We start from the raw sequence: 24,853 nt of genomic DNA, 5'->3' as shown, positions 1-24,853 counted from the left end.
CATCAAATTTTAGCTGATTGTTTAGGATAATTACTGAACAACACCCGGAGAAGCACAGCTTTCATCAACGCTGGCTCTTTCAGAGAAAGAAACCGCATCACCATTAGCGTTACAGCAAACAAACCGTTCCCGCTTCACAATGTCGTTTCTAGACTCCATCGACGCCGTATACTTACAACTTCGGTACTTCCCAGACACCGCCCCACAAGAAGCCGCCTCCAAAGAAGTCCCCCCCGACTGCTGAGGATCCGCCGTACAAGTAGCAGTGCCATTAGCACACTTAATAGTAGTCGAACACAAAGCCCTAACCGGATCCGCCTGAACCGCCAAAGAACCAAAAAGACCCATCATCAAAAACGAAAAAATCAAAGTCTTCATAAAGATCACTTCTCCAACAAGTTAAATCAATGATCCCAACTCGTAACAGAGTCAAATTTCTCGTCTCGAAATAATTAAAACCCGTCACCCAAGTCACCATTAGGGAGCACTAAAGAAGAGAGGAGCTTTTTGGCTCAGAGAATTAAATATTTAATAATTTAATTACATGTCCACATAAATCCAAAGATTACTAACCTAAAAGGTCCCTTACTTTAATTTATTAAGAACGAATGACGAATTGTTGCCGTCATCATCCGAATAGCAACCGGTATAAATCCAGATTTCAGAGAAAGGTAAAGACCGTAATTTGCTGCCCAGGTTCGCACGAAGGCGTAGTATATCCTCTGGATTCATCCCAGAGGTTCGATTCTCAATTAGGATTATTGTACTCTCTTTACCTGAATGCGGTTTTAAGGCTTTCTTTTGTATAGCCGTAAAAATCATGTCTTCGTATGTTCCTTGAATACCTGGATGAGAGCCTATTAGAATATATTTTCCACCGAAACCAATCTCCGCAAAATTCTTTCTGATCCGCTCCCGAAACTCAGTATTAACGTGCTTTTTTATAATATCAAAATCTCGTTCTGTAGGGGCCTTATTACTGAGAAGTCCCCCCATTTTATCCTGATCATTTAACCAAATAAAATGCCGTTCGTTATCTGCAATTGACGTTATTTCGATATTAAATAATCCGGAATCACTTTGAATTTCAAAGTCCCATGGTTTGTCCCGTTTCAATATCTCAAAGCTTCGCCCTCTTTCACCCTCTTGATGAAGATACTTAAGAAAATGCTTAGCAATTATCTCCTCTTTTAATCTTTCATTTTTCACCGACAAACGAATCCTTAGAATAATTCTCCCGTCTCTTTCTATTAAAAAATTGGGTTGAAAATTCTTTTTACCGGACAATTCTACACGACCAAAAAAAGGATCTAACTGATAGGCAAAACTAGGCACACTGCGCCTTTTAGTTAAAGCCTTATGAAGGCTGCCTATACAGACGACTAAATGACTTAAGTATCTCTTTACAAACCGCGCCATGCTCTTTCTTTCAACCTATTCAAAAAGTTCAAATCTGCGCATCAGACATTCCGTGGTATAATTTCACCTAAAACGTTCGTTGTTTGAATATCATACCCCTTTTTCCAATAGATCGTACTTTGAAGAAGCTCTGAAGGCACTCAGACCTGGTTCAGACGCTAAAATGCGTAGTTGACTGTTTGAAAAACAGGGGTTTGCAAAGCGATTCTTCATCTAGTCGGTCAACCGAATAGCTATCTTCCTTTTTGGATTTCATCTTATACTTAATAGCGTATTAAGTACCTCTGCCAATTAATAAAACGATTTGTTCACCTGGAAAAACACCGGAAAGAAATTATGCGAATCACCTGAAGACCATGTAATTGCTAAGTACGAGTTTTTTGCCAAGTGGAAGTAAGAAAAATTTTGATGTTTCATTTGATAATCATTACTAGCCATTTCGAGCAATAGGGACACTCTCGTCGAGGCATAGAATTAGTATAGTTCATCCCTAATATCGACTGACATTTGGTATTTAAAAAAGAATTATAAACCAAAAAGTAACGCTTTCCCAAATAGACAAAATAGCCTCTCGCGTTTTTTCTGATTGATCATAAACAGTAACTAGCCCCAGAATTAAAACCAGAATCTGGGTTAAAATATTTATATTGGCAATTCTTGTTTCAACAGCATTATCCAAAAACTTACGCAATGATTGAACCGACCTTTCAAGCTTCTCTTTTTGAAACAAAATTCCGTTTTTAATTTCATCGTCCAGACGAACTTTTTTCCGTCTTCGCAAAGACTCACAATTTAGAAAGTCCGACCCTATCTCCCTGTATTGGAAATCTAAATCGAAGTCTTTGGCTAGAGTATCTAATCGAAATTCGATTTCCAAAAGATAGTCACGAAGCTTAAAATTTTTCAAACTCCAAAAACTAGATTTCTCGGCAGCATGATGCATCTCGCTTCCTATAGTCTCCACTAACTGGTAATTATGAAAATAGTAGAACCATAAAAGCGAAAAGTCGGTATTAAAAAATTCAAGATTACTTCTCGCTTCATGGACGCTCTTTCGCTCTCCAGTTCCAGGCTTAATACGGTCAAGATTAGCTACGATTTTTACCGATGCGTCGAACTCACTTAGATCGGGCAAAGTAAGAGAGTACTTTCCTTTTTCAGACCGATAATAGGAGAACTTCCGAGGCGTATGGTCCAGAACAGACCAAAATTCTTGTTGATATGGCTTCATTAAGGTTCCACAGTCAAAGTGCCATATATCTAATGAGGGAATCAATGCTCTTGATTGCGCCACGCCTAATCCAAGGTATCCTTTAAAAAAACCAAGTAACTCATTTTTCACAGTGTTGATTTTTTCTTTCAATACTTTTTGTTTGTGTATTGTACCGTTTCCAGCTTGCATTCCCCACGTTCTGAAAATTCGTTTTAAAGGGGGAGCATACAAATACACATCTGAATAGAAATGAGTTCGGAGAAGCTCCTCAATCTCAGCATGAAGGCTAGAACCGACCGAACATGTAAAAACAATTCCAATATGTCCCTTAAAAAAAGAAACAACGTCAATTTTCACTATTTTGGTTAACCTAAATAAGTCGTCGCTTTCCGGAATTTGGATGTATCCAATAGGTGATGAAGACCGCACTTGAACAGATGATTCAGTAATTTTCTGAATACGCTCATATACCTCCCTAAGTGAATTACGCGGAAATCCCTCTTTCTGTGGGAATTCGCTAAAGAGCTTCGGCAGCCGCGAATGTACACGCAGCCATTCGGCATAGGTGATAATAATAGGGAGGCTAATCGTATCTAATCGGAGGTCTGTCTCCGGAGGAACAGCATTGTTCCATTTATCTTTACGGGCATATCGGGCATAGCTCTTAATTGATTCAACGGCCTCAATCTGAAAACCCAAATTATACTTTGAGAAAAGTTTTAAAACCTTACCACTGAAATAGCGACGCCCCCGTCTCTTCCAAGACTCTTTAGGAATTTTAATATAATTCTTCAAACTATCCTCCAAAACACGCAACCCGCGGATCTATACAAACTATAGTTTGTGAACTACAAAAACGGTAGTTATCAAAAAAACTAGACAGTAAGTCACTACAAGATTCTTCAAATGCCATGATTTAGCATGAAAAACAAAGATGTATTTGATTTGAGGAAATCAAAATTGAGAGCCTTTATTGCGCATATGCTATTGATTTCCCATTACATATGTTGAACAAAGGAACGACAACAATAAAGAGCAATGCATAGAAAATTTCCTACAAGTGCTTGTGCAGCAGCTTTGAGTGCAGGAAGACTAATAAATTTAAATAGTGTCTTTAAAATTATTTCGTTATTAACTGCGAAATTAAATGCCCCACGCAAATACTTAAAAAAAACTTTCTGTACGTGTCTTTGTAGGTAGTAAATTTTTCTTCTACAAGGCCCCACTACGTCCATATGGGTAAAGGCGCGCGAAGCGTATTGGGTCAAAATAGGATATCTTATCCTCCCTGAGGGCTTCCAATGACATCTTCTTTATCTGTGAACCTCTAGACAAAGTCCCGATACACAAATCCATCACGCAGAATCACTTCTGCAAATACAAAAACGTTGGCGTTGTTATCAGCACTACCAATCAATTCGGAATTTTTCCTTTTGATGTCAATACCAAGCTGATTAAGGGTTCTTACGTGAAACCGTAAAATCGCATGAGAGTCCGCGAAGAAATTCTCTTCCATTTTGTGATTGTCTTCAGAAAATGCCAGATGAATGGCTTTTCCTATTTCATCTAAATGCTTTTCCAAAGCTTGCGCACATCCTACTAAATCTTTAGACAATTCAGCTGGTATTTTAATAACAGGTTTTTCTTTCCACCTAAGCAAATCATTTATTAATTTTCTCATTTCTGTAAACGGATCAAGATCTCGAATAATCTCTGCTAGAAATGGATCATTAGATACAAAAAGAGGAACATCGAACGTCAGGGAATCATGAAATTCTGATTGCGGATCTGATATTTCGCATACTTCTGCCAGTCTCATATCGCTTTCAAAAATCGGAACAGAGCTCGTCAGCTCGCTAACCAACATCATTTGTTCTAAGTTGCCACCTGTACGCCAAAACTGAATACTTCCTTTTTTAGATAAGTCAAAATTTGGCAGATGCCTCGGATCTTTTCTTCTCTCCTCTCGGAAGTAATTCATACAATCAATAATTTGCATTTCAGAAAGAGAAGGGTCATACATTTTAATCTGCTCTTTAAACTTATCCTCCGGAAGACAAGCTAGCCAATCAGCGATCATGCGGCGAGATTTCCTCTGGAGTGTTTCAAGGTCCCGCGCACTAGGAGTCGATGATTTTACTCTCTTTTTCGCCCGACCTACTAAATCTTCTCGAACTGTCGAATTAAAGTTAGAAGGATCGGGAACAAAACTAAGTCTCTTCATTAAAATCTGTGGCATTACGAATATCACACTATTTAGATATTCATAGGTATCTAGGATAAATTTCTCTGGACTCGCGATGGGATTCATCTCAGGCTTCATGCTCCATGGATGAAGAGCGGGATCAACCATCAGAAAAGAATCGAAATAAATTGGCAAAAATGGAATCACCCTTGAAACAGGTTCGGTAGAAAAATCAATATACACACATGCTCTATTTTTTCCTGAGGGTTGCCTTAACATCGACAGATAGTCGGTGTCCGGAGGCCAGATATCCGCGTAAGAACTGTAAAATCTTTTTACGTTCTCAACCCCAAAGGTTTCTCGTCGTTCCTTGAACGAGAGCCCTTGTTTTATACCAAGCTCATGCTCTACAAGATCCAGCAGAATGTGGTTTCTCTGCTCTAAATCTAGCTCCTTTATAGACTGATGAAATTTTGATTCTTTGTATCTCTTCCCATCCGAAACTACATAGCTATTATCGATCATACCCATGATTTCTGATATACTCAGTTCGTCGGCACTGTTTTCACGGGAAGAGTTCTTTTGCGAAGCCCTGCCGATCCCATCTAGGTGTTCCAACCAAGAGGTTAGAGTTAAGGACGCATCGAACTCTGCAAGCTTTTCTCTAGGGTCATCTCCATCGCTTAACGAGTCGATAATCTTTAAATCTTTTTGTACATCATCCTTGTAGAGAAATGTCTGGTCGGGCCTCATCAAAAACGGTGATATCTTTTGATGAAAGCGATCACCTGAAGCAAATGCCATACAGAAGGGTAAATATAAAATATATTCTAAATCGACGTGCGATTTTGCAGATTTACCGGAGGGCAACTTTTCTGAAGCAATGCCAAAGTTGTAAATGTAGACGGCTCTCTGAATAAAATTAACATAAGGGGAATAAACCTCGAGTGGAGGACAAGACTCTCTATTCCAAGCCTCAAATACCCTCTTCTTTTGATGAGGCAATAGCCCAAGTAAGTTTACCGCGCTAATAAACTTCTCCTGCTTAGTCATAGTACCAATGAAATCAGAATCAACCCACTCAACCAATTTATCTAAAGATTGAAATCCAGGACGGCTCTTTAAAATTTCCTTACAGTTCTTTTTTAGAGTACTGGAATCAAAAGTTCCCGCATTTCTAATGTATTGAGCTGTCTCAAATTCTTGTGCACTAAATTGCTTGGATTTCCATTTTCTTAACAGTTCAATTTCTTTTGGCTGCTCGAGAATATACCCAAGCTCCCCTCTTTTATTACGCACAGTTACCGCTTCAAAAGAAGGTATTTGCCCAGTAAGAGGGACCTCTTCTCCAGTCAGTGATGCAAAAGCCATTTTTCTATAATCAGAGAGAACAAACGCACTGCCATCTGTCGTGCGACCGGCAAGTAAAGAAACTGTTTCCTGGGGATCTTTATCTCCGTCCTCTTTGACCAAATCGCCCAAAATTTCACGTATTAATGTTGGGGAAATCACAACATGATAAGAGCGATGGAGAAGTGGGATATGGCTTCTTCCTAAGCCATTTACTAAAGACTTATCTATCAAAAGCATTGGACCCATTTTCACCTGCCTTCAAACAACAATGAGAAAATCATTATTCAATAAATCACGTTGTAGTACTTTTTAAAAGTACTACAAGCCTTCCTACAAACTTCCGCAATTGCAGTGTTTTGAAGTGATTTAAAAGGAAAGCGGAACACCGGGGCCTCTTACGGCTAACTGTGTAATGTTATTTGTTTTTATTAAAAATCTGCGAAAGCTGAAAATCTGAAGTAGAAAATGGTAGGGGGCGAGGGACTTGAACCCCCGATCCCAGTGTTATGAGCACCGTGCTTTAACCAACTAAGCTAGCCCCCCGGAAGTCTGAGATGACTTTACCGTATCAAACCTAATGAACACTATCAACCGCACATGATAGCAGCCACCGTTTAAAAATAAAAAAGGGTCCCGATGGGGACCCTTTTGACGCTGTGTAGAGTTAAATCAGCGATAAATTAAAACTTCGTGTACGAACAAGCCAAAGCAAAACGACCTGTCAGACCGGCAACACCTAAGTAAACTCCGTTCTTGGCCTTAGAATCTAAATCCAGGCGCACAAGAGAGCCGCCTTCATAGCAGGTCAATTCATAGTGGGCACGTCCGACAAAGGATGAAGCACGAGAGCGATACCAAAGTGTTGTACAAGCGACGTCACGAACCGTGAGCACGCGGTGTTGAGGGCCATTGCCCGTCGTTGCCCAAAACTCTTCGGTATAATTGATACGCAACGGCTCGTCAGGGGTCGCACGTTCAGCTTTTAGATACACGGTCGCCACCGTGTCGTTGCCTGTGTACTGAACCAAATCAGGCGTTTTTTCAGCGGAACATTCAACGGACTTAATGACTTTGTCAGCGGAATCAATAGCGAAAGCGGAGTGAGACAAAAGCAAAACAGCCACGAAAAGAACTGATTTCATTTTAACCTCCAGTTTTAAAACTGGAGGGATCATACAAGAAAATTTCCGAACGATTTGTCAGGAATATAAAAGATGAAAAAGATTCTAAAAAAAAGGGGACTTTCCGAAAAAAGTCCCCTTTAAAGAGCTTAAATTAGTTTTAAGAACGCGCTCTAGCTATCAACGAACGCCTTAAGCTTGTTCGAGCGTGAAGGATGACGAAGCTTACGAAGAGCTTTCGCCTCGATCTGACGGATACGTTCACGAGTCACGTTGAAGTCTTGACCAACCTCTTCAAGAGTGTGGTCGGATTCTTCACCGATACCGAAACGCATACGAAGAACTTTTTCTTCTCTTGGAGTCAAAGTCGAAAGAACACGGCGAGTTTGCTCAGCCAAGTTCAGGTTCACAATCGCTTCTGCAGGATTGATAACCTTTTTGTCTTCGATAAAGTCACCTAAGTGTGAATCTTCTTCTTCACCCACTGGAGTTTCCAAAGAGATTGGTTCTTTAGCGATTTTCAAAACTTTGCGAACTTTATCAACCGGCATGTCCATCTTATCTGCGATCTCTTCAGGGGTCGGCTCACGGCCTAGTTCCTGGATAAGATAACGAGATGTACGAACAAGCTTGTTGATGGTCTCGATCATGTGCACAGGGATACGGATTGTACGAGCTTGATCGGCAATCGCGCGAGTGATCGCTTGACGGATCCACCATGTCGCATAAGTCGAGAACTTGTAACCACGACGGTATTCGAACTTATCAACGGCTTTCATCAAACCGATGTTACCTTCTTGGATTAGATCCAAGAATTGAAGACCGCGGTTCGTGTACTTCTTCGCGATAGAAACCACCAGACGCAAGTTTGCTTCAACCAATTCAGATTTCGCTGCATCGGCCTCACGCTCACCTTTCCAGATCGCTGTGTAAGTTTCCTTAACCCAGTTGTGGTTCATCTCAGTCTCAGAGTCCAAACGCTTGATACGTTTTTCAGCTTCTTGAGCCTGTAACACGTAAGACTTGAACTTTTGATAGTTCAAACCCGTGTCGCGAGTCATTCTTGTTAATTCTTTTTCGTTCGCATCGATCAACTTCATACGCTCAGCCATAGCTGCAACGTCTTTAGAGAACGTACGCTCAACACCGTCTTTGATACGACGACGAAGAGTTCCGATACGGTTCACCAAGTTTTTGAACTTGATCACAACGCGATTGATAGTTTTACGGTTGAAGTTCACAGACTCGAAGTTCGCCATCAACTTATCGTTCATCACAACAAGTTCTTTCATAGCGGCTTGACGAGCTGGAGTATTGGTTTCTTCTTTACGAAGAACCATGAAAAGCTTCTCAGCACCTTTTTGGTACTCAGTCACTTTACCGATAAGTTCATGAATCTTATCGATGTACTCTTTTTCATCGTACTGAGTGTCTTCGTCCTCAAGACCACGGAAGATCGATTTAACTTTGATACGGCCTTCATCAAGACGTTTACCAAGTTGAATGATCTCGTACGTACCTAGAGGTGACAAAAGGATCGCACGAACGATTTCACGCTCCCCTTTTTCAATACGACGGGCAATCTCAACTTCACCCTCACGAGTTAAAAGAGAGACGCTACCCATTTTACGCAAATAAAGACGAACAGGGTCATTACCCTTTACGTCTTCGCTTTCGGCTTTTTCTTCATCATCTATTTCTTCGTCTTCAGAATCCGGGCTTTCAAGGAATGCTCCTTCGCCCTCTTCTTCTTTCGAAGTTTCAGACAAGTCTGAAATTACTACACCACCACCCTCAAGCGCGTGCATGAATGCATCGAGCACCGAAGGAGCGATAATTTCAGGCGGAAGAAGGTCGTTGATCTCTTCAATAGTCAACGCGCCTTTTTCCTTCGCAAGCTTCAGAAATCGTTGAATTTCTTCTTTAATCAACGTTTCTTGTTCTTGCAGGGAAAGAACCTTTACGGGCTCTTTCTCTTGTTTGTTTGGTAGGTTCGGTTTCATCAATACCCCGCCTTTTACCCTTTATTCAGAGAGATTCGGTTTCTCTGAATATTCATAATCTGTTCCAACTTTTCCGAACTAGGTTCGTTTTTAAGATCTCGCGCCAATTGCTTTGCTTGCTCTCTTAAGAAATTTTCACGCACGCGTTTAAAGCAATCACGCAAGAGCTTCATCTCGGCCTCTTCATCGAACCCTGGCTCGGTTTCAGCTTGTGGACCGGCTTGAAATAAATATTCAGGCTGATCGACGTAAGAGACAAGCAGACTGGTCAACTTATCAAACTTATTAAGATCTTGTCTATACACATCCGTCGCCTTTTCTAGGATCTTTTTCACTCCGTCGTGGGCGACGCTCTCAAGCAATTTTTCATTCACAAATTGATCAAAATTGGCACGACTTTTGAGTACCAATCCTAATAGCAGAAGTTCAGCTTTAGAGGCTCCTTTAAGGGAGATTTTGCCACCCTCTACTGATTGGGACACGGGAGCCGGGCCTTGAGGGTTAGTCTGCGGGCTTGGCTGCACCGTCCTAGTCATAGCCGAACGGTTTTGCGAAGAAACAGGACCACTTCCCTGTATTCCGACAGCTTGACGCAACCAGGGCAGAGTTACGCTCATTTTTTGGGCGGCCTCGGCCAAATACAGATCTCTTAAGCGCAAGTCCGGGATGACCTCAAATAAAGGTTTTAGCTTATCTGCGAGCTTCACTTTTTCCGAAGCCTCGCCCCGATAACCTTCCATCCAACGCGCTAAAATCATCACAAAAAGGTCTGGAGCCTTATCAAGCTCGGCCTTCAAGGCTTCCGCCCCATACTTTTTCACGTAATCGTCAGGGTCCATGCTGTTCGGAAGCGTCAGGCCCTTTGGATACAAATCGGCAGCTAGTAGAATCGGTAGACTGCGTTCGGCGGCTTCCATTCCGGCAGAGTCGCCGTCAAACATCGCCACCACGTTTTTGGTCATGCGTTTAAGCATTTTCCCATGATCCGGCGTCAAAGCCGTTCCCATTGTCGCAACGACGTTACGAATACCCGCCTGATATAAAGAAACTAAATCCATGTACCCCTCTACAATAAGGGCCATGTCATCACTGCGGATATAACGAGCGGTCTGAGAAAGTCCGTAAAGCACTTTCCCCTTAATAAAGACCGGTGTTTCAGGAGAATTCAGGTACTTCGGTTCGTTTTCTTTCTTCTCTAAATAACGTCCACCGAAAGCAATAGGCTCACCCATCGCCGAGAAAATCGGGAACATCAAACGATCACGGAAGATATCAAAGTAACCGGATTTATTCGTGCGAGCCTTTACCAGACGCGCTTCTTCGGCCAAGGCCATAGAGATGTTGTGAGAAGCTAAATGCTTTTCTAGCCCATCCCATTCGGCAACCGCATAGCCAATCCCGAAAGTCTCGATGACTTCTTTAGAAAGGCCACGGCTGGCGATATATTTTTTCACCGGATGATCGTTAGGAACACGGTGAAGTTGCTCTGAAAAGTAATGAGCTGCGAGCTTATTTACTTTTAACAACAACTTCTTTTTTTCAGCGACTTGGTCTTGAGCTCCTTCGTTCTTTTCAGGAGCTGGCATTGGAATGCTAGCGCGATTAGCAAGATACTCGACCGCTTCAGGAAAACTCATACCCTGGTAATCACGTAAGAATGAAAACATATTTCCACTCTTGTGACAGCCGAAGCAGTGATAGACTTGTTTCGTCTCAGAAACAGAGAACGACGCCGTCTTTTCGACGTGATCAGGAAATGGACAGCGGCCCATAAGGCCGCTACCACTTGGTTTTAACTGAGTATATTGAGAGATGATATCGACGAGGTTATTGGCCTCGGAAACTCTCTCGATAAAGTCTTGAGAAAATCTCATGAACCTTCTTACGCAAGTTTAGATTTGATTACTTCGCTTACTACTTTGTTATCAGCCGCACCGCCAGAACGAGCGATGACTTCTTTCATCACAGGTCCCATGTCTTTCACAGTTTTCGCGCCAGTAGCTGCAATCACTTCAGTTACAAGAGCTTCGATTTGTTCACGGCTCATTTGTGCTGGCAAATAAACTTCAAGAACTTTCAACTCTGCAGATTCTTGATCTACAAGGTCTTGACGACCTGCTTGTTGAAACTGCTCGATAGATTCTTTTCTTTGCTTAACAAGTTTTTTAACTACGCCAAGAACTTCATCACCTGTGATTGGGTTCGGGCGCATGTCGATTTCACGGTTTTTGATCGCGGCTTGGAGCATACGAAGAGCTCCCAACTTAGCACTGTCTTTCGCGAGCATCGCGGCTTTGATATCCGCAGTGATTTGATCTTTGATTTCCATCGATACCTCCGAGAGTAAGACTGTTCAAAAAGGCGCAGCCGCAAGAAGTTCAATGAAGTCGGATGGGTCTTATTCAACAGTCTGTCTGTAAGAACAGAGGCGACCTTTTGGGCCGCCTCTTGAAAAACTATCTTCGCAAAGGAAGGACTAGTCGTTCCAGCCTTTTCTCGATTTTTTTACAGCGCGTTTACGAGCTGCAAGAGACTTCTTTTTAAGTCTTACTGAGGGCTTTTCAAAGTGTTCACGTTTTTTAACTTCAGAAAGAATTCCTGCTTTTTCGCAAGATTTTTTGAATTTTCTGAAAGCAGATTCAAAAGACTCACCGTCTTTGATCTTAACCATTGCCACGACAATCACCTGCCCTTCGATGTGGAAAATGAGAGATGAGTGTATAACAAAGCGGCATAAAAGGCGCAAGTCTCGGGGTCTTAACGCGATGAATTATTATTTCCAATGTGCTTTTTTATTGCGCAGCCAGGGAAAGCACGGGAAAAATTCATCGAGGGGTGTTTATGAGAAATCTTATCTGTTTGATATTACTGGTCTTATCCTTAACTCCGGCGGCCTTTGCCTGGGAGGATTTTTACATCCTGAAGCCCTCAGAATTCCAAATTGAACGCACCCCTAGCCAAAGATTCACTCCGTTGAATTCAGTTAGCTGCCGAGACCGCATCAAACAAGTGATCTGTTTGGTGGATAACTCATCTTCACCGAATGGCCCCCGCCAGTGTCTTAGCGGGTCCGAAAACTTCGCCGCCCCCATTGAAAAGATCTACGATATTTTGCCCGAAAAGCTGCAAAAGGCTTTTTGCGGACTTGATGCTATTTTCGTTGAAAGTGATGTGGAGTCTTTAGCCTATGCGGGTATCATTCGCGCCAACGAAAAAGGCGAGGTCGAAGGTTCTTTTATCGGGGTTCGCCGTACACTTTTAGAAACAGCATACGACGCGACTTCCGTCTTCGGTTGGAAAGAGCAAAAAGCTTTCGGCATTATCGCCCCTCCTTTTGTACACTTACCAGATGGACCGCGAGTCGAAGTTATCCTTCCGCATAGCTTGTCCGCGCTTCAATATATTTTCATTCACGAAATCGGTCATATTTTAGATTTTGCAAATTCCGCGAATGAATTTGTCTGCCCTGCGAATGAAACTTGTGATTTGAGCAAGTGGGATCCGGTCGAGTTTGGGAAAATGGTTCCCGCGGCAAATTCTTTTGGTGCTTTAAGCTGGAAAAACCCGATGTATCCACAGGATGCACAACGTTTTCCACTTTGGGATAAGCTTTGTTTTTATGGTTGTAATGAACGCCTGACAGTCGCCGACATGGAAAGCTTCTATCGACAACTGGATCAGACAAACTTCGTTTCAACTTATGCGGCCGTTTCACCTTATGAAGACTTTGCTGAGAGCTTCACTTTCCATGTGCTTAGCCTCCAAGGTGAATGGAACTACCGCGTGCAAACGCCGTACATGGCTTACTCGTTAGAAAAGAAATGGGATGTTTTATTTCCCAAAAAATCTTGGCTAGAAGCGTTCTACCAAAGAGATCTTAAATACCCAAAAGCCACAAAGTAGTTTATAAACTCCTTTAGCTCATAAAGGAGTTTTACCACTATGATGGAAATGCTTTCGAACCCTCAAATCTGGATTGCCTTTGGTACATTGTTCGCTTTGGAACTTGTGCTCGGAATCGACAACGTTATCTTTATTTCGATTCTTGCTGGCAAACTTCCTAAAGACCAACAGCAAAAAGCGCGCATGACGGGCTTGGGTCTTGCGGTTTTGACTCGTATTTTGCTTTTGTTCTCTTTGTCTTGGATCATCGGTCTTACAGAGCCTATTTTCTCTGCCCTGGGCCAAGAGATTTCAGGTCGCGACTTGATTCTGCTTCTGGGTGGTTTGTTTCTTATCGTTAAAAGTACGGCTGAAATTCATCACAAGCTTGAGGGCGTTGATGGAAGTCAGTCTAAGAACGTCGCGCATTCTTTCGGTGCGGTGATCATCCAGATTCTTCTTTTGGACATCGTATTCTCGTTAGACTCTGTTATCACTGCCGTAGGTATGGTGAAAGAATTGTCCGTGATGATCGCGGCGGTTCTAGCTTCGACCGCAGTTATGATTTTCTCTGCGAAAAGCATCAGCGATTTCGTTGATTCCCATCCTTCATTGAAAATTTTAGCGTTGAGCTTCCTTCTGATGATCGGTTTCACTTTGATTGTCGAGGCTTTAGAAGTTCACATTCCAAAAGGATATGTTTACTTCGCGATGGCATTCTCCGTCGGTGTTGAGATGTTGAACATTCGCATGCGTAAAGCGAGTGTGAAGGATCACGTTAAGCTTCGTGAAAGAGTGGCCGAGGAAAAATAGTGTCCTCTATCTCCCAACAAGACTCATATTGGATGCGCAAGGCTTTAAATCTTGCGCGTAAAGCAGCGGACAAAGGAGAAGTTCCTATTGCCGCTCTTCTTGTTGGACCTGAAGGCCTGGTTTCTTGGGCAATCAATACTCGTGAGCGACAGCAGACTCCTTTGGGACATGCTGAACTCTTTGCCCTTCATAAAGCTTCACAAAAAAAACAAAGCTGGCGACTGAGTGATTGCACTTTGTATGTCACGCTAGAGCCTTGTGTGATGTGCGCCGGAGCGATTCAACAAGCTCGAATAAAACGCGTGGTCTATGGCGCTTCGGATCCTAAAGGTGGCGCGGTTCAAAGCCTTTACCAAGTACTGAACGACGCTCGACTAAATCATCAAGTGGAAGTGGCTGGCGGTGTTCTAGCTGAAGAGTGCGCGGCCCTTCTGCAAGGCTTCTTTCAAGACCGCCGTGAAGAAAAAAAGACAGAGAAATCCGAAAAGGTCTATCGTGAACGAACCTCCGTTGTGGTGGTTCACAAAAATCAAATTCTGGGATTTCATGCCGTAGATCCAACGTCACAAGCCCCTTATTTCTTTTTACCTGGGGGCGCGATTGAGCCTGGTGAAAGCCTTCCCGAAGCCGCCGCCCGCGAATGTCTGGAAGAAACAGGTTATAAGGTCCGCATTATTGAAGAAACGGCCTTTGAAAGAAAGTACGACTTCCCTTGGAATGGAAAAGTGCACGCCTGTCGAACTGTGTTCTATTTGGCAGAGTTAGATCAGGAATGGACTCCCCCTCATAAAGTGGACGATGCCGATTATCACAAAGGTGTTGCCTGGATGAGAACAAAAGATGCTTCACAGATCTTTGCATATAACAAAGACATCCTGTGGGCAGTGCAAAAATTGCTGAAAACCGCTCAAAAGAAATCCGCCTTGCGCTAAAGGCCTTTAGGCTGTTACAACGGCCTTTCATGACAACGACAAAATTTACCGATCTTCCCTTAATAGCCCCTCTTCAATTTGCGTTAAAAGAAGCAGGATATGAAAATCCAACTCCCATTCAGTTGGCAGCCATCCCTATTCTTTTGCAAGGGAAAGACCTTTTGGGTATTGCCCAAACAGGAACTGGAAAAACGGCCGCGTTTAGTTTGCCGATCTTGCAGAACCTAGCAAAACATCATACGCGTCCCGAGGCAAAATGCCCGCGCGCTTTGATCTTAACTCCGACACGTGAGTTGGCGATTCAAATTCACGAAAATATTGAAGCTTACAGCAAGCACTTAAAGCTAAAACATGCCGTCATCTATGGTGGCGTAGGACAAAACCCGCAAGTCAGAGCTTTGCAAGCGGGTGTTGATATTCTGGTTGCGACTCCGGGCCGCTTGTTAGATTTATTTTCTCAAAAGTTTTTACGTTTGGATAAAGTGGAAATCTTTGTCCTGGATGAAGCCGATCGTATGCTGGATATGGGATTCATGCAGGATATTAAACGCATTCTGCCTTTGCTTCCTAAGAAACGTCATAACTTATTCTTTTCGGCAACGATGCCACCTGAGATTTCTAAACTCGCGCACAGCATTTTAGTAAATCCAGAAAAAGTGGAAGTAACGCCGACGTCTTCGACGGCAGAAAAAGTGGATCAAAAAGTGATGTACGTTGAGAAGAAAGATAAATTGGATCTATTGATTCATCTTCTAAACGACAATGATCTTTATAAAGTTCTGGTCTTCGTGCAAATGAAACACGGGGCAAATCGTGTCGTAGATAAACTTGTCAAAGCGAACATCACGGCGGCGGGCATCCATGGTGATAAATCTCAAAACGCTCGCCAAAGAGCCCTAGAAGATTTCCGCAACGGGGACGTTCGCGTTCTTGTTGCTACGGACATCGCTGCGCGTGGTATCGACATCGAAGGTATCACTCACGTTATCAATCTTGAAGTTCCCCATATTCCTGAAAGCTACGTTCACCGTATCGGAAGAACGGCGCGTGCCGGGGCTTCGGGAGCGGCGATCTCTTTCTGTACAGCGGAAGAAAAATCCTTCATGTACGCGATTGAGAAAGTCACTCGTCAGCCGGTTCCGGTCGTGAAGAATCAACCTTATCACTCTGAAGCTGTTGAGAAAGCTCAAGTCATGAGTGCGGGTAAAGCGAAAGCCATTCTTGAAGGTCAACGCCTAGAGAACAAGGCCAAGAATCGCGCTGGTCAAAAACCGAAGCGCTCCTTTGGTGGCGGTGGTGGTAAACCACATCACGCAGATTCTAAAAAAGGCGCACCGAAAAGCCCTGCTCATGGCGGAGGAAATAAACCACACAGACACGATTCAGGAAAAAGTGATGCTTCTCACGGGGGAAACAAACCTCACAGAGCAGAAGCTTCGAAAAGTGCAAGCTCCCATAGCGGAAGCCACAGTGGAAAACCCCACAAAGCAGCTCCCCACAAAAATAGTGGCGGATCTAACAGCGGTGGAAAAAAATCAGAAGGTCAAAAACCTAAAAGAAGATTTTTTGGATTTGGCAGAAAGGGCTAACTAAGGCCCTTTCACATCAATAATTTTGCGTGTCTTTTGATCGATGGAAAACTTCACTGGTTTTTTTAATTTCAAACTTTGTTTGAGATTATCCATAAACGGCTCGTTACCCGTCAGTTCATAAATGCTGGGATGAAGCTTAAAGGACACGCGCACTTTTTCGTTCACGTTTTCAATCTTATATACTTTGTCGGTAAATGATTGCGACTTCGGCGTAGATGTCTGCGCCCATGAGATTTGAGAAAACAGAAGCAACGTCACTAGAATGAATTTCATCTTAAAGTCCCTTCTCGCGCTTTAACTGCTCTCGCTCATAAGCCAACATACTTTGTTCTTCACGACGAGCCTCTAATTCTTGCTCAGATTGAACTGTGTCCGCAGCATGCCATTTCAAACGATTGGGTTCGTTCTTGGCCGAGGGCAAAGTTTCGCCACGTAAAGGCCCTAAATTAAAACGATCAGTGATGTACGCAAGAGCTTCTTTCTTCGCTTGTGGAGTCGTCAAAAGTTTATCTGTCCACTGCTTCACCGGTACCGGCTTGTCATACAGAGCCGGATCTAAAACATGCAACTCAATTCCCTTTTTGGTTTGAACGGCGACAACGGGGGCCACATGGTAATTCCACATGTAGTTTTCGGGATATTGTCGCTTCTCTTCAGGAATGATGAGCTCCCCTTCTAAAAACATCTTGGCGACGCGAATACCTTTTTTCTCCATCTGTTGCGCAAAAATATGGGCGCGGGCGTAGCACCCGTTTTGAGTTGCACCGAAAGCATATCTTTCGTCTTTAGAAAATTCAGAGAAAATCTTTTTAGCTTCGTCTTCCGTCAACACAGACACCGGAATGTTCCCGGCAGCCGTTTTTGCTAAAGTCATCGTCGGATAAACGACGCCTTTCGGAGCGTTTTCCTTCGGGTCGCAGATCTCGGGTTTATTTAAACTGTTTAAGGACTTTGAAAGTGACTGATAGAACTCGGAATAGTCCGTCATCGCCGCCGAGGTGCCGACTTTTTTTGAAGCGTTCTGATCCGGCAGCAAAGGTTCTTCGTAGTGACCAGCGGCACTGCAAAGCTCTTCCGCCATCATGCGATCGCGGGATGAAAAATCATCTGGCGCTGCTTGAACGGCTTCCTTAAACTGACAGGCTTCTTCGGGGGTGATGGCCCAAGAAAAATGGAAACTAAAAAGAAATAGCAATACGTACATAAAACGCATGCTTCTTTTTCGGAATTTTTACGCCCGGGCCCAAGGGGTTTGACCTGGACTTTCGCCTGTTTTCACGAAAGAAAATGTGGCTCTTCAGAAAGGCGTTTGCTTTAGTTTTTATATGAATCAAAAAGAAGCTCTATTAAAACTCGATGAAGTCTTAGATCAATGGATTAGCACCCCAATGGGAAGAAGAACTTTTCTGACTTCCATTCCCCTTTTAATGGCGGCGTGCTCGACCGAACAGCACCGCCAACGCGAGGGGAATCTGCGCGGTGATGAAACCACTTTGACATACGATCAAGAACGAAATCTGACTAAGGAAGCTTTGCCGCAAATGCGCAAAGACTATCCGCCTGTGCAAAACCCACAGCTTCAGTCTTACATTTCTCAGTTGGGTCGTAAGATAGTGACGGCGAACAATCTTCAGGGAAATCCCTATAACTACAACTTCACAGTTGTCGACGTAGGTTACGTGAATGCATTTGCCCTTCCCGCAGGAACTATCTTTGTGACAGCCCCACTGATCGCGATGGCGGATTCCGAAGCCGAACTTGCAGGGGTCATCGGGCACGAAGTCGGTCACGTGAAAGCACGTCACACCGCTCAACGCATGGATGCCGCGAAAAAAGCCGAAGGTAAGTCTTGGATGTACGCTGCGGGCGGTGGAATTCTGGGTGGCGCTTTGGGATATGGCATTGGGAAGCTTCTGTGCAACCAAGGTGATGATCAATGCATGCAGAAAGCGACGGCGTATGGGCTTGCAGCCGGAGCCGGCGGCGGCTTGTTAGTTCAGAAATATGCCTTTATGGCAAATTCGCGGGAAGATGAAATGGAAGCAGACCGTATTGGCTTTAGAACTTCCGTAGCTGCTGGCTACGATAAAGACAAGGTCGGTCTTTTCTATGAAAAGCTTCTTAAGATGGAAGAACAGTCCAAAGGCGAACAGAATAAAATGCTCTCTTCATTGGCAGACGCCATGAGCACACACCCACCAAGTCGTGAGCGTGTTGTGCAGATGAATCAAATGGCTGCCGAACAAAGAAATGGACCACGCACCATTGTTTCAACGAAAGAGTTTGATCGCATGAAGCTGCTTTGCGGAGAACTCACAAAGAAAAAACAAAAGACAGGATAGTTTGAAATAAAAAAGCCGGAGTTCATCCGGCTTTTTCTTTTAATTTTTCTAAAAACTTATTCCGGTGATTCCAAACGGTAACCCAGCGAAGGAACCGCCACGATACGACCATTGAACTTACTGATCTTACGTTTCAGATAGTTGATCTGAGAATCCACGTTACGAGAAGTCACTTCCGTGTCTCCCCAAATCTCTGTCAGACATTTTTCACGAGTGACTAGATTGTTTTTAGCCGCCACAAGCATTTTCAAAATATCGAATTGCTTCGGTGTTAAACCAACCTCTTCACCATCAACGAAAACCTGACGAGACAAAAGATTCATTTTCAAATTGGAAGCTGTCAGCTCAGAAGCCGCTTCCGGCTCTTTTTCTGAAAGACGAGCTTTGATTCGCAAAATCAACTCTTTCACGTGGAAAGGCTTAGAAATAAAGTCATCTGCTCCGGTCTCGAAAGCTTTGATTCTTTCATCGATCGTAGCCGCACCTGATACGAAAATGATGGGCGTGTTCTTCGTTGTTTCGCTTTCGCGCACCATACGGCACACATCAACGCCCATCAAACCAGGCATTTTGTAATCTAACAAAATAAGATCAGGTCTTTTTTCATTAATAAGTTTTACCGCAGAGTTGCTGTCAGAAGTGTAGGTGCACTCGTACGTCGCACTGAGAATTTCAGCCAAAAGCTTACAGCTCTCTTCGTAGTCATCAACTATAACAATCTTTTTTGCTGCCAAATCCGCACCTCGCAAAGGATTGCTGGAAGTAAACATATTCATATTTGAAAACTATCTCCCGATCAAAACGAAAAGACAAGCTGCATGGGGTCCAGTTTTAAACACCCTTATATTTAATGCGCTTGGACTCAAGTATTTTCTTAAGTTGGTCGCGTTTGTCACCTTGAATTTCGATTATACCACTTTTTGGGGAAAGAATGTGAGTGCCACCAACGCCGCACTTTGCTTTAAGTTCCTTAGCAAGATTCTTAAGGAACTCCTCGTTTCTAGGAAAGCCGTCCATCACAGTGACCGTTTTTCCGCCTCTACCGCCCTTTTCAAGGCGAAAGATGACAGTATATTGCCCGTCCGTCACAGAGTCCTCAGGCACGCAGTTGCACTCGGCCTGAAGCTGTTTACATTTAGGACAACGAACGTTCTCTTTTGGATCAGTGCTAAAAACTAAGCGAGTATTTTTCATGAACCGGAGCTTTCTGAATTCGATGGATTCGGAGTGGGTTCTTCACCCAACTTATGCTGTGTATACTCCTTTCCGTCGAATCTAAAAAGCTGCGGGGTTTCATCCATGATTGTCGCCAAGTTTACTGGTCGCTTCCACATCTTGAAGACGTTTTTAAGGGTCTCGCTCATGAAGTCCGGTTGCATATCAATGCCTTCATGCAGATGTGTCAGCAAAAGTTCGCCGCGATTTTCGAAATTGGCATCTTCGATGCGAATGATCGGCTGACCGAAGTTTGTCATATGGAACAATAATTGAGCTTTAATAGCCTTGAAGTCTTTGGTATCGACCTCAAACTTACCTGTCTTCTTATTGAACTTGTATACGAACAATTTGTTACGAACGCAGAAGTCTTCTGTCAGGAATTGGTCAATGAACGTAACGTCGTTACAGACTTTACGAACTTCAAAGATTTTTTCACGTCCTAAACGCAAGTCCCTGTTCCAGTTCTTACGCTCACGGACGTCGTCGCATTCTTCCCATTCGCGACCGAATTGACCTTTGTTCCATCTTTCTTCGATATCGCGGAACAGCTCAATGCCCACCTTGTAAGGATTGTAGCCGTTCGGTGCCATCGCCATCGTTCCACTATGATGATCGGCAAAGTCGATGATTTCAGAATCATTTAAGATCTTCGTCGTCATCAAGTGCGAATGCCAATACGAAGCCCAACCTTCATTCATGGTTTTCGTCATCCCTTGAGGAGAGAAGTAGTAAGCTTCATCGCGGATGATCGAAAGTACGTCTTGCTGCCAGTCTGTCAACGGAGCATGGTGAATAAAGAAATTTAGAATGTCTTTTTCAGGCTCTTGCGGGAAGCGTTGAGCGCGGTGTTGCGCCTCTTCCTCTGCCTTCTTTTTTTGTTCTTCGACAAAAGATGGCGGATTGATATAGTCGCGCATGTAAGAGCGATCCACTCGCAAAAGATAATTAGGCTCTTGTGGACGTGACTCTGCCGGCTTAGCCACAGACTTTTCCACATACGGACTGTAGCGATCGATCAAATTTTCTAAACTAAGGCAAACATCAATGAAGCTTTCCACAGTTTCATATCCGTAACGATCCATGTAGCGACGAATGCGCGTCGCATGGTTCGCCATCTGGTCCATCATTTTACGATTCGTTTTTGAAAACCAGATATTGTTCTTAAAGAAATCGCAGTGACCATACACGTGAGCCATCACGAGCTTTTGATCCATCATCGCGTTGCCTTCCATTAAGTAGGCATAGCAAGGATCTGTGTTGATCACCATTTCATAGATTTTTGATAGACCGTACTCGTAGCTCTTTGAAAGATGCTCGTACTCCATCCCGAATTTCCAATGTGGGTAACGAACGGGAAAACCGCCGTAAGCCGCAAATTGGTTGATTTGATCATAAGTGATCAACTCGAAAATAGTTTCAAAAAAATCCAGCCCTGCGTCTTTCGCAATCTGACAGATTCTTTTTCTTTCTGCTTCTAATTCGGGAGTTAAATTCGCCATAACTCATCTCCGTTGGAAAAAGGCATGTGGTCCCTTTTCGTTTAGCGGCCTTTACCCAAGAAGTCCTTGATAGAATCAAGGATCTTGTCGCGGTTTTCGATTTGGCTCAGAGTGAGTCTTTCGTCGTTGCCAAATTCTTTTTGTAAATCTTTAAGGAACTGACCACTTCCGTATTTACTTTCCACCTGCCCGTAGCTAAAGACGTTGCAGTTCGGAAGGAAGAATTCAGTCATCATCTTAATACACAAACGGGTGTCTTCACCCGACCAGTTATCACCGTCACTGAAATGGAAGGGATAAATATTCCACTCATGAACGGGATAGTCTTTCAGGATGATTTCCTGACAGAGCTTATAAGCAGAGCTGATCAAGGTTCCGCCTGATTCACTGGTTCTAAAGAAAGTATCTTCGTCCACTTCTTTCGCGGCGGCATCGTGAATAATGAAACGAGTCTCTAAACCCTTATAATGTTTCTTTAACCACGTGTTGATCCAGAAGCTTTCCAGACGAACGATTTCTTTTTGCTCGTCACCCATACTGCCTGACACGTCCATCATGTAAATCACCACGGCTTGGGTTTGCGGTTGATTCACTTTTTTGAAGGACTTGTATTGCATATCTCTGCGGATCGGCAACACTAGCGGCTCTTCCGGGTTGTAGGTGCCAGCACCCACCATACGTTTTAAAGCTCTTTTATAAGAAGATTTAAAATGACGAAGACCTTCAGGCCCCACCGGAGCAAGTCCCGTAAACTTCGTCTTTAAGGATTCAATATTCTTTGCACCTTTAGGCTCAATGCGCGGAAGTTGTAACTTCTCACCAAGAATATCTGCCAACTCTTCCATGGAAAGTTCGACTTCCAAAAGATGCTCTCCAGGAGCTTCTCCGGCCTGTCCTTGCCCACCTTCACCTGGATCGCCGACGTCTTGACCGGGTTGACCTTCCCCTTGACCGACACCGCCCTGTTGCTTAGGACCGTAACGGAAGTTAGGAATATCAATGCGAGGAAGAGGAATTTTAACGTACTCCTCCTCTCGCTTCCCAATCATTTCGCCCTGGGAGACATACTTGCGAAGATCTTCTTTGACCTTGCCCTTAACGATTTCTCTGAACCTGTTATTGTCTTCCCGAATCGACATTATTTATTCTTTACATCCCCGCGGGCGAAGATACTTGCAACGTAGTGTAGAACGTCCGTCGCAGAGATTTCATCGTACCCGAAGTCCTTGATGAGACGAGTTTTAACGATATCAATTTTTTCTTGAGTATCTTTATCAGCAACGTTGCTCACTAAAGTCGTAAGTTTGATGCTGTCTTTTTGATCCTCAAAGAGTTTCAATTCAATCGCTTTATGAAGACGTTCGTTCATTTTGTAATTGAACTTCTTGCCTTCCAAAGCCAACGCCCCGATGTAATTCATGATCTCACGACGGAAATCATCTTTACGAGATTCAGGGATCTCAATTTTCTCTTCAATAGATCGCATCAAACGCTCATCCGGCTCTTCATCATTGCCCGTGAACTGATTACGTACTTTTTCACGTTGAGTGTAAGCTTTCACATTGTCGATGTAGTTCGCGCAAAGTCTTTGCATCGCGCTTTCATCGGCGCTGATCGCTCTTTGAACTTCCGCTTTAATGATTTCTTCGTATTCCTGAAGAACCACGCCTAGAAGTTCTTTGTATTCGCTCTTAAGCTCTTCGTTAGAAATCAACGAGTGATTCTTAAGACCGGATTCAAGTTCCTTAAACACCATGAACGGATTCACAGAGCCTTTATTGGACTGTTGAGCCGCAACCAGGGCATTAGAAAGTTTATCCTGGATATAACGAGCCGAAATACCTTCAAGACCTTCGCGATTGGCTTCTTTACGAAGCTCACGCACGTTGTCTTCGGTGTAATTCGGTAACGTCTTACCATTGTAGAGTTTTAGTTTTTGTAAACGAGTGAGGTTGGCTTTCTTCGGCTTTTCCAAACGAGTCAGAATAGCCCACATCGCCGCCATCTCAACCGTGTGAGGCGCAATACTTAAACCACGGACTTTTTGAGAATTGAAATCACGCTTGTAGATGTTGATTTCGTCTCTCCAACGAGTGATATAAGGAATATCGATCTTCACTGTACGGTCACGAAGAGCTTCCATGAATTCGTTGTCTTGAAGACGACGGTATTCTGGTTCATTCGTGTGTCCGATAATCACTTCATCGATATGAGTTTGAGCGAATTTCTTAGGTTTAACTCTGTGTTCTTGTGACGCTCCCAAAAGGTCGTACAAGAAAGCCACGTCAAGTTTAAGAACCTCGACGAACTCAATCATACCGCGATTAGCAACGTTGAACTCCCCGTCAAAGTTAAATGCACGAGGATCCGAATCAGATCCATATTCAGCAATCTTGCGATAATTGATATCGCCCGTAAGCTCTGTAGAGTCCTGATTCTTTTCGTCTTTAGGTTGGAAAGTACCGATACCAATACGATCTGCTTCCGAGATGAAGAGTCTTCTCACACGAACGTGCTCAAGAACTTTCATCAAGTTGCCATCGTATTTTTCCATCAATTGTTTGAAGATAAAGCGTGAAGGAGGGCTGAGCTCCCCATCAACATGCACGCGGTAAGAACCTTCTTGTCCTTTATTCAAGGACTCATACACACTTTGACGAAGCTCTTCGGGAATTAGGAGCAAAGGCTCTTCGTTCATCGGCGAAGGGAACACCTTCACACCTTTACCTAGAATGCCATCAAGTTCTAATTTTTCATCAATCCATTCAAACGTGTACATTGCACCTGATTTTGTGTGCGAGTAGCGCTCAAGACCTTTTTTCAACATGCGGCAGATTGTGGACTTCGCACTTCCCACCGGACCGTGAAGCAAGATCACACGTTTTTCAGTTCCGTACCCCAAAGCGGCCGCTTTAAGTACGTTCACCAATTTCATCAATTGAACATCGAGGCCGAAGACGGCATCTTTTCCGTTGTTGAAGGTATCATCGAAGAACTTGTATCTGACGACTTCTTTTTTGAAATCCAGATACGTTTCGGTGCCTTCTTCAACGATCATGTCGTACATGCGCTGATAAGCATTCCTCGTGATTTTAGGATTTTGTTTTACAAGATCGAGATACTCTTCGAAGGTCCCACTCCAATGCTCTTTAGCGTGAGTGCTCGAGTTCTGCCAGTTACTGACCAACGATTGAAGATCAAACTTAGAGGCCATAATCTCTCCCTCAGGTGCTTGGTGACACACCTACTTCCATAAGATTATGCCTCAATACTAGACGGTT

21 protein-coding genes and 1 tRNA gene are annotated in these 24,853 nt (G+C 43.5%); 5 read left to right on the top strand and 17 right to left on the bottom strand.

All coding sequences use genetic code 11. The annotated features are described in order from the left end of the window. Window positions 1-30: 30 nt before the first annotated feature. From AZI87_RS08070 to rpsU, 10 genes are all read right to left on the bottom strand, one after another. Entirely contained in the window at window positions 31-378 is a 348-nt protein-coding gene (locus AZI87_RS08070; protein ID WP_063206060.1) for a hypothetical protein, read from the bottom strand. A gap of 207 nt (window positions 379-585) precedes the next feature. Then, a complete protein-coding gene (locus AZI87_RS08065) occupies window positions 586-1,419 on the bottom strand; it encodes a hypothetical protein (RefSeq protein WP_063206059.1) in 834 nt (277 codons plus the stop codon). Window positions 1,420-1,933: 514 nt separating this feature from the next. Then, on the bottom strand, window positions 1,934-3,427 hold the full coding sequence (locus AZI87_RS08060; RefSeq protein ID WP_063206058.1) for a hypothetical protein: 1,494 nt from the start codon (window positions 3,425-3,427) through the stop codon (window positions 1,934-1,936). Window positions 3,428-3,959: 532 nt separating this feature from the next. Further along, window positions 3,960-6,407 carry a hypothetical protein gene (locus AZI87_RS08055; protein WP_155722517.1) on the bottom strand — a complete coding sequence of 816 codons (2,448 nt, stop codon included), beginning with the start codon at window positions 6,405-6,407 and terminating at the stop codon, window positions 3,960-3,962. 229 nt (window positions 6,408-6,636) lie between these two features. Beyond that, window positions 6,637-6,713, bottom strand: a tRNA-Met gene (locus tag AZI87_RS08050). Window positions 6,714-6,850: 137 nt separating this feature from the next. Further along, a complete protein-coding gene (locus AZI87_RS08045) occupies window positions 6,851-7,312 on the bottom strand; it encodes a hypothetical protein (protein ID WP_063206056.1) in 462 nt (153 codons plus the stop codon). Window positions 7,313-7,464: 152 nt separating this feature from the next. Next, window positions 7,465-9,294, bottom strand: a complete 1,830-nt coding sequence (gene rpoD, locus AZI87_RS08040) for an RNA polymerase sigma factor RpoD (protein WP_063206055.1) — start codon at window positions 9,292-9,294, stop codon at window positions 7,465-7,467. Window positions 9,295-9,308: 14 nt separating this feature from the next. After that, window positions 9,309-11,168 (bottom strand): DNA primase, encoded by a 1,860-nt coding sequence (gene dnaG / locus AZI87_RS08035; protein ID WP_063206054.1) that lies wholly within the window; start codon window positions 11,166-11,168, stop codon window positions 9,309-9,311. A gap of 8 nt (window positions 11,169-11,176) precedes the next feature. Continuing rightward, window positions 11,177-11,623, bottom strand: coding sequence for a GatB/YqeY domain-containing protein (locus AZI87_RS08030; protein WP_063206053.1), 447 nt, complete (start codon window positions 11,621-11,623; stop codon window positions 11,177-11,179). Between the two features lie 147 nt (window positions 11,624-11,770). After that, window positions 11,771-11,965 (bottom strand): 30S ribosomal protein S21, encoded by a 195-nt coding sequence (gene rpsU, locus AZI87_RS08025; RefSeq protein ID WP_041872727.1) that lies wholly within the window; start codon window positions 11,963-11,965, stop codon window positions 11,771-11,773. A gap of 170 nt (window positions 11,966-12,135) precedes the next feature. Here rpsU and AZI87_RS08020 point away from each other — a divergent pair, with 170 nt between their 5' ends. From AZI87_RS08020 to AZI87_RS08005, 4 genes are read left to right on the top strand one after another with little or no spacing between them, the layout of a single operon-like run. Then, complete coding sequence (locus tag AZI87_RS08020; RefSeq protein WP_063206052.1) at window positions 12,136-13,197, top strand: hypothetical protein; 1,062 nt, start codon at window positions 12,136-12,138, stop codon at window positions 13,195-13,197. Between the two features lie 42 nt (window positions 13,198-13,239). Beyond that, window positions 13,240-13,989 carry a TerC family protein gene (locus AZI87_RS08015; protein WP_063206614.1) on the top strand — a complete coding sequence of 250 codons (750 nt, stop codon included), beginning with the start codon at window positions 13,240-13,242 and terminating at the stop codon, window positions 13,987-13,989. Continuing rightward, entirely contained in the window at window positions 13,989-14,921 is a 933-nt protein-coding gene (gene tadA, locus AZI87_RS18350; RefSeq protein WP_301335610.1) for a tRNA adenosine(34) deaminase TadA, read from the top strand. Before AZI87_RS08015 ends, tadA begins: the two co-directional genes overlap by 1 nt. 29 nt (window positions 14,922-14,950) lie before the next feature. Continuing rightward, window positions 14,951-16,510, top strand: a complete 1,560-nt coding sequence (locus AZI87_RS08005; protein ID WP_063206051.1) for a DEAD/DEAH box helicase — start codon at window positions 14,951-14,953, stop codon at window positions 16,508-16,510. Here the strand turns inward: AZI87_RS08005 and AZI87_RS08000 are convergent, their stop codons facing one another. After that, window positions 16,511-16,786 (bottom strand): hypothetical protein, encoded by a 276-nt coding sequence (locus AZI87_RS08000; protein ID WP_063206050.1) that lies wholly within the window; start codon window positions 16,784-16,786, stop codon window positions 16,511-16,513. 1 nt (window position 16,787) lies between these two features. Continuing rightward, a complete protein-coding gene (locus AZI87_RS07995) occupies window positions 16,788-17,717 on the bottom strand; it encodes a protein-glutamine glutaminase family protein (RefSeq protein ID WP_063206049.1) in 930 nt (309 codons plus the stop codon). 121 nt (window positions 17,718-17,838) lie between these two features. On the opposite strand from AZI87_RS07995, the gene AZI87_RS07990 reads away from it, so the two are divergent. Continuing rightward, window positions 17,839-18,855, top strand: a complete 1,017-nt coding sequence (locus tag AZI87_RS07990; RefSeq protein ID WP_155722515.1) for a M48 family metalloprotease — start codon at window positions 17,839-17,841, stop codon at window positions 18,853-18,855. A 56-nt stretch (window positions 18,856-18,911) separates the two neighbouring features. On the opposite strand, the gene AZI87_RS07985 is transcribed toward AZI87_RS07990, so the two are convergent. Genes AZI87_RS07985 through AZI87_RS07965 form a run of 5 tightly spaced genes read right to left on the bottom strand, consistent with a single transcriptional unit; the run spans window position 18,912 to window position 24,786 of the window. Beyond that, complete coding sequence (locus AZI87_RS07985; RefSeq protein ID WP_063206047.1) at window positions 18,912-19,631, bottom strand: response regulator transcription factor; 720 nt, start codon at window positions 19,629-19,631, stop codon at window positions 18,912-18,914. A gap of 55 nt (window positions 19,632-19,686) precedes the next feature. Further along, window positions 19,687-20,049: a translation initiation factor gene (locus AZI87_RS07980; RefSeq protein ID WP_063206046.1), complete on the bottom strand. Its 363-nt coding sequence runs from the start codon at window positions 20,047-20,049 to the stop codon at window positions 19,687-19,689. Beyond that, complete coding sequence (locus AZI87_RS07975; protein ID WP_063206045.1) at window positions 20,046-21,572, bottom strand: SpoVR family protein; 1,527 nt, start codon at window positions 21,570-21,572, stop codon at window positions 20,046-20,048. The genes AZI87_RS07980 and AZI87_RS07975 overlap by 4 nt, the downstream gene beginning before the upstream one ends. A gap of 41 nt (window positions 21,573-21,613) precedes the next feature. After that, window positions 21,614-22,711, bottom strand: a complete 1,098-nt coding sequence (locus AZI87_RS07970) for a DUF444 family protein (protein WP_063206044.1) — start codon at window positions 22,709-22,711, stop codon at window positions 21,614-21,616. Continuing rightward, entirely contained in the window at window positions 22,711-24,786 is a 2,076-nt protein-coding gene (locus tag AZI87_RS07965) for a PrkA family serine protein kinase (protein ID WP_063206043.1), read from the bottom strand. Before AZI87_RS07965 ends, AZI87_RS07970 begins: the two co-directional genes overlap by 1 nt. Window positions 24,787-24,853 lie beyond the last annotated feature (67 nt).

It is taken from the genome of Bdellovibrio bacteriovorus (assembly GCF_001592745.1).
Taxonomy (GTDB): Bacteria; Bdellovibrionota; Bdellovibrionia; order Bdellovibrionales; family Bdellovibrionaceae; genus Bdellovibrio; species Bdellovibrio bacteriovorus_B.
The sequence above is the reverse complement of the archived record's forward strand: the minus strand, read 5'-3'. Positions and strand labels throughout refer to the sequence as shown.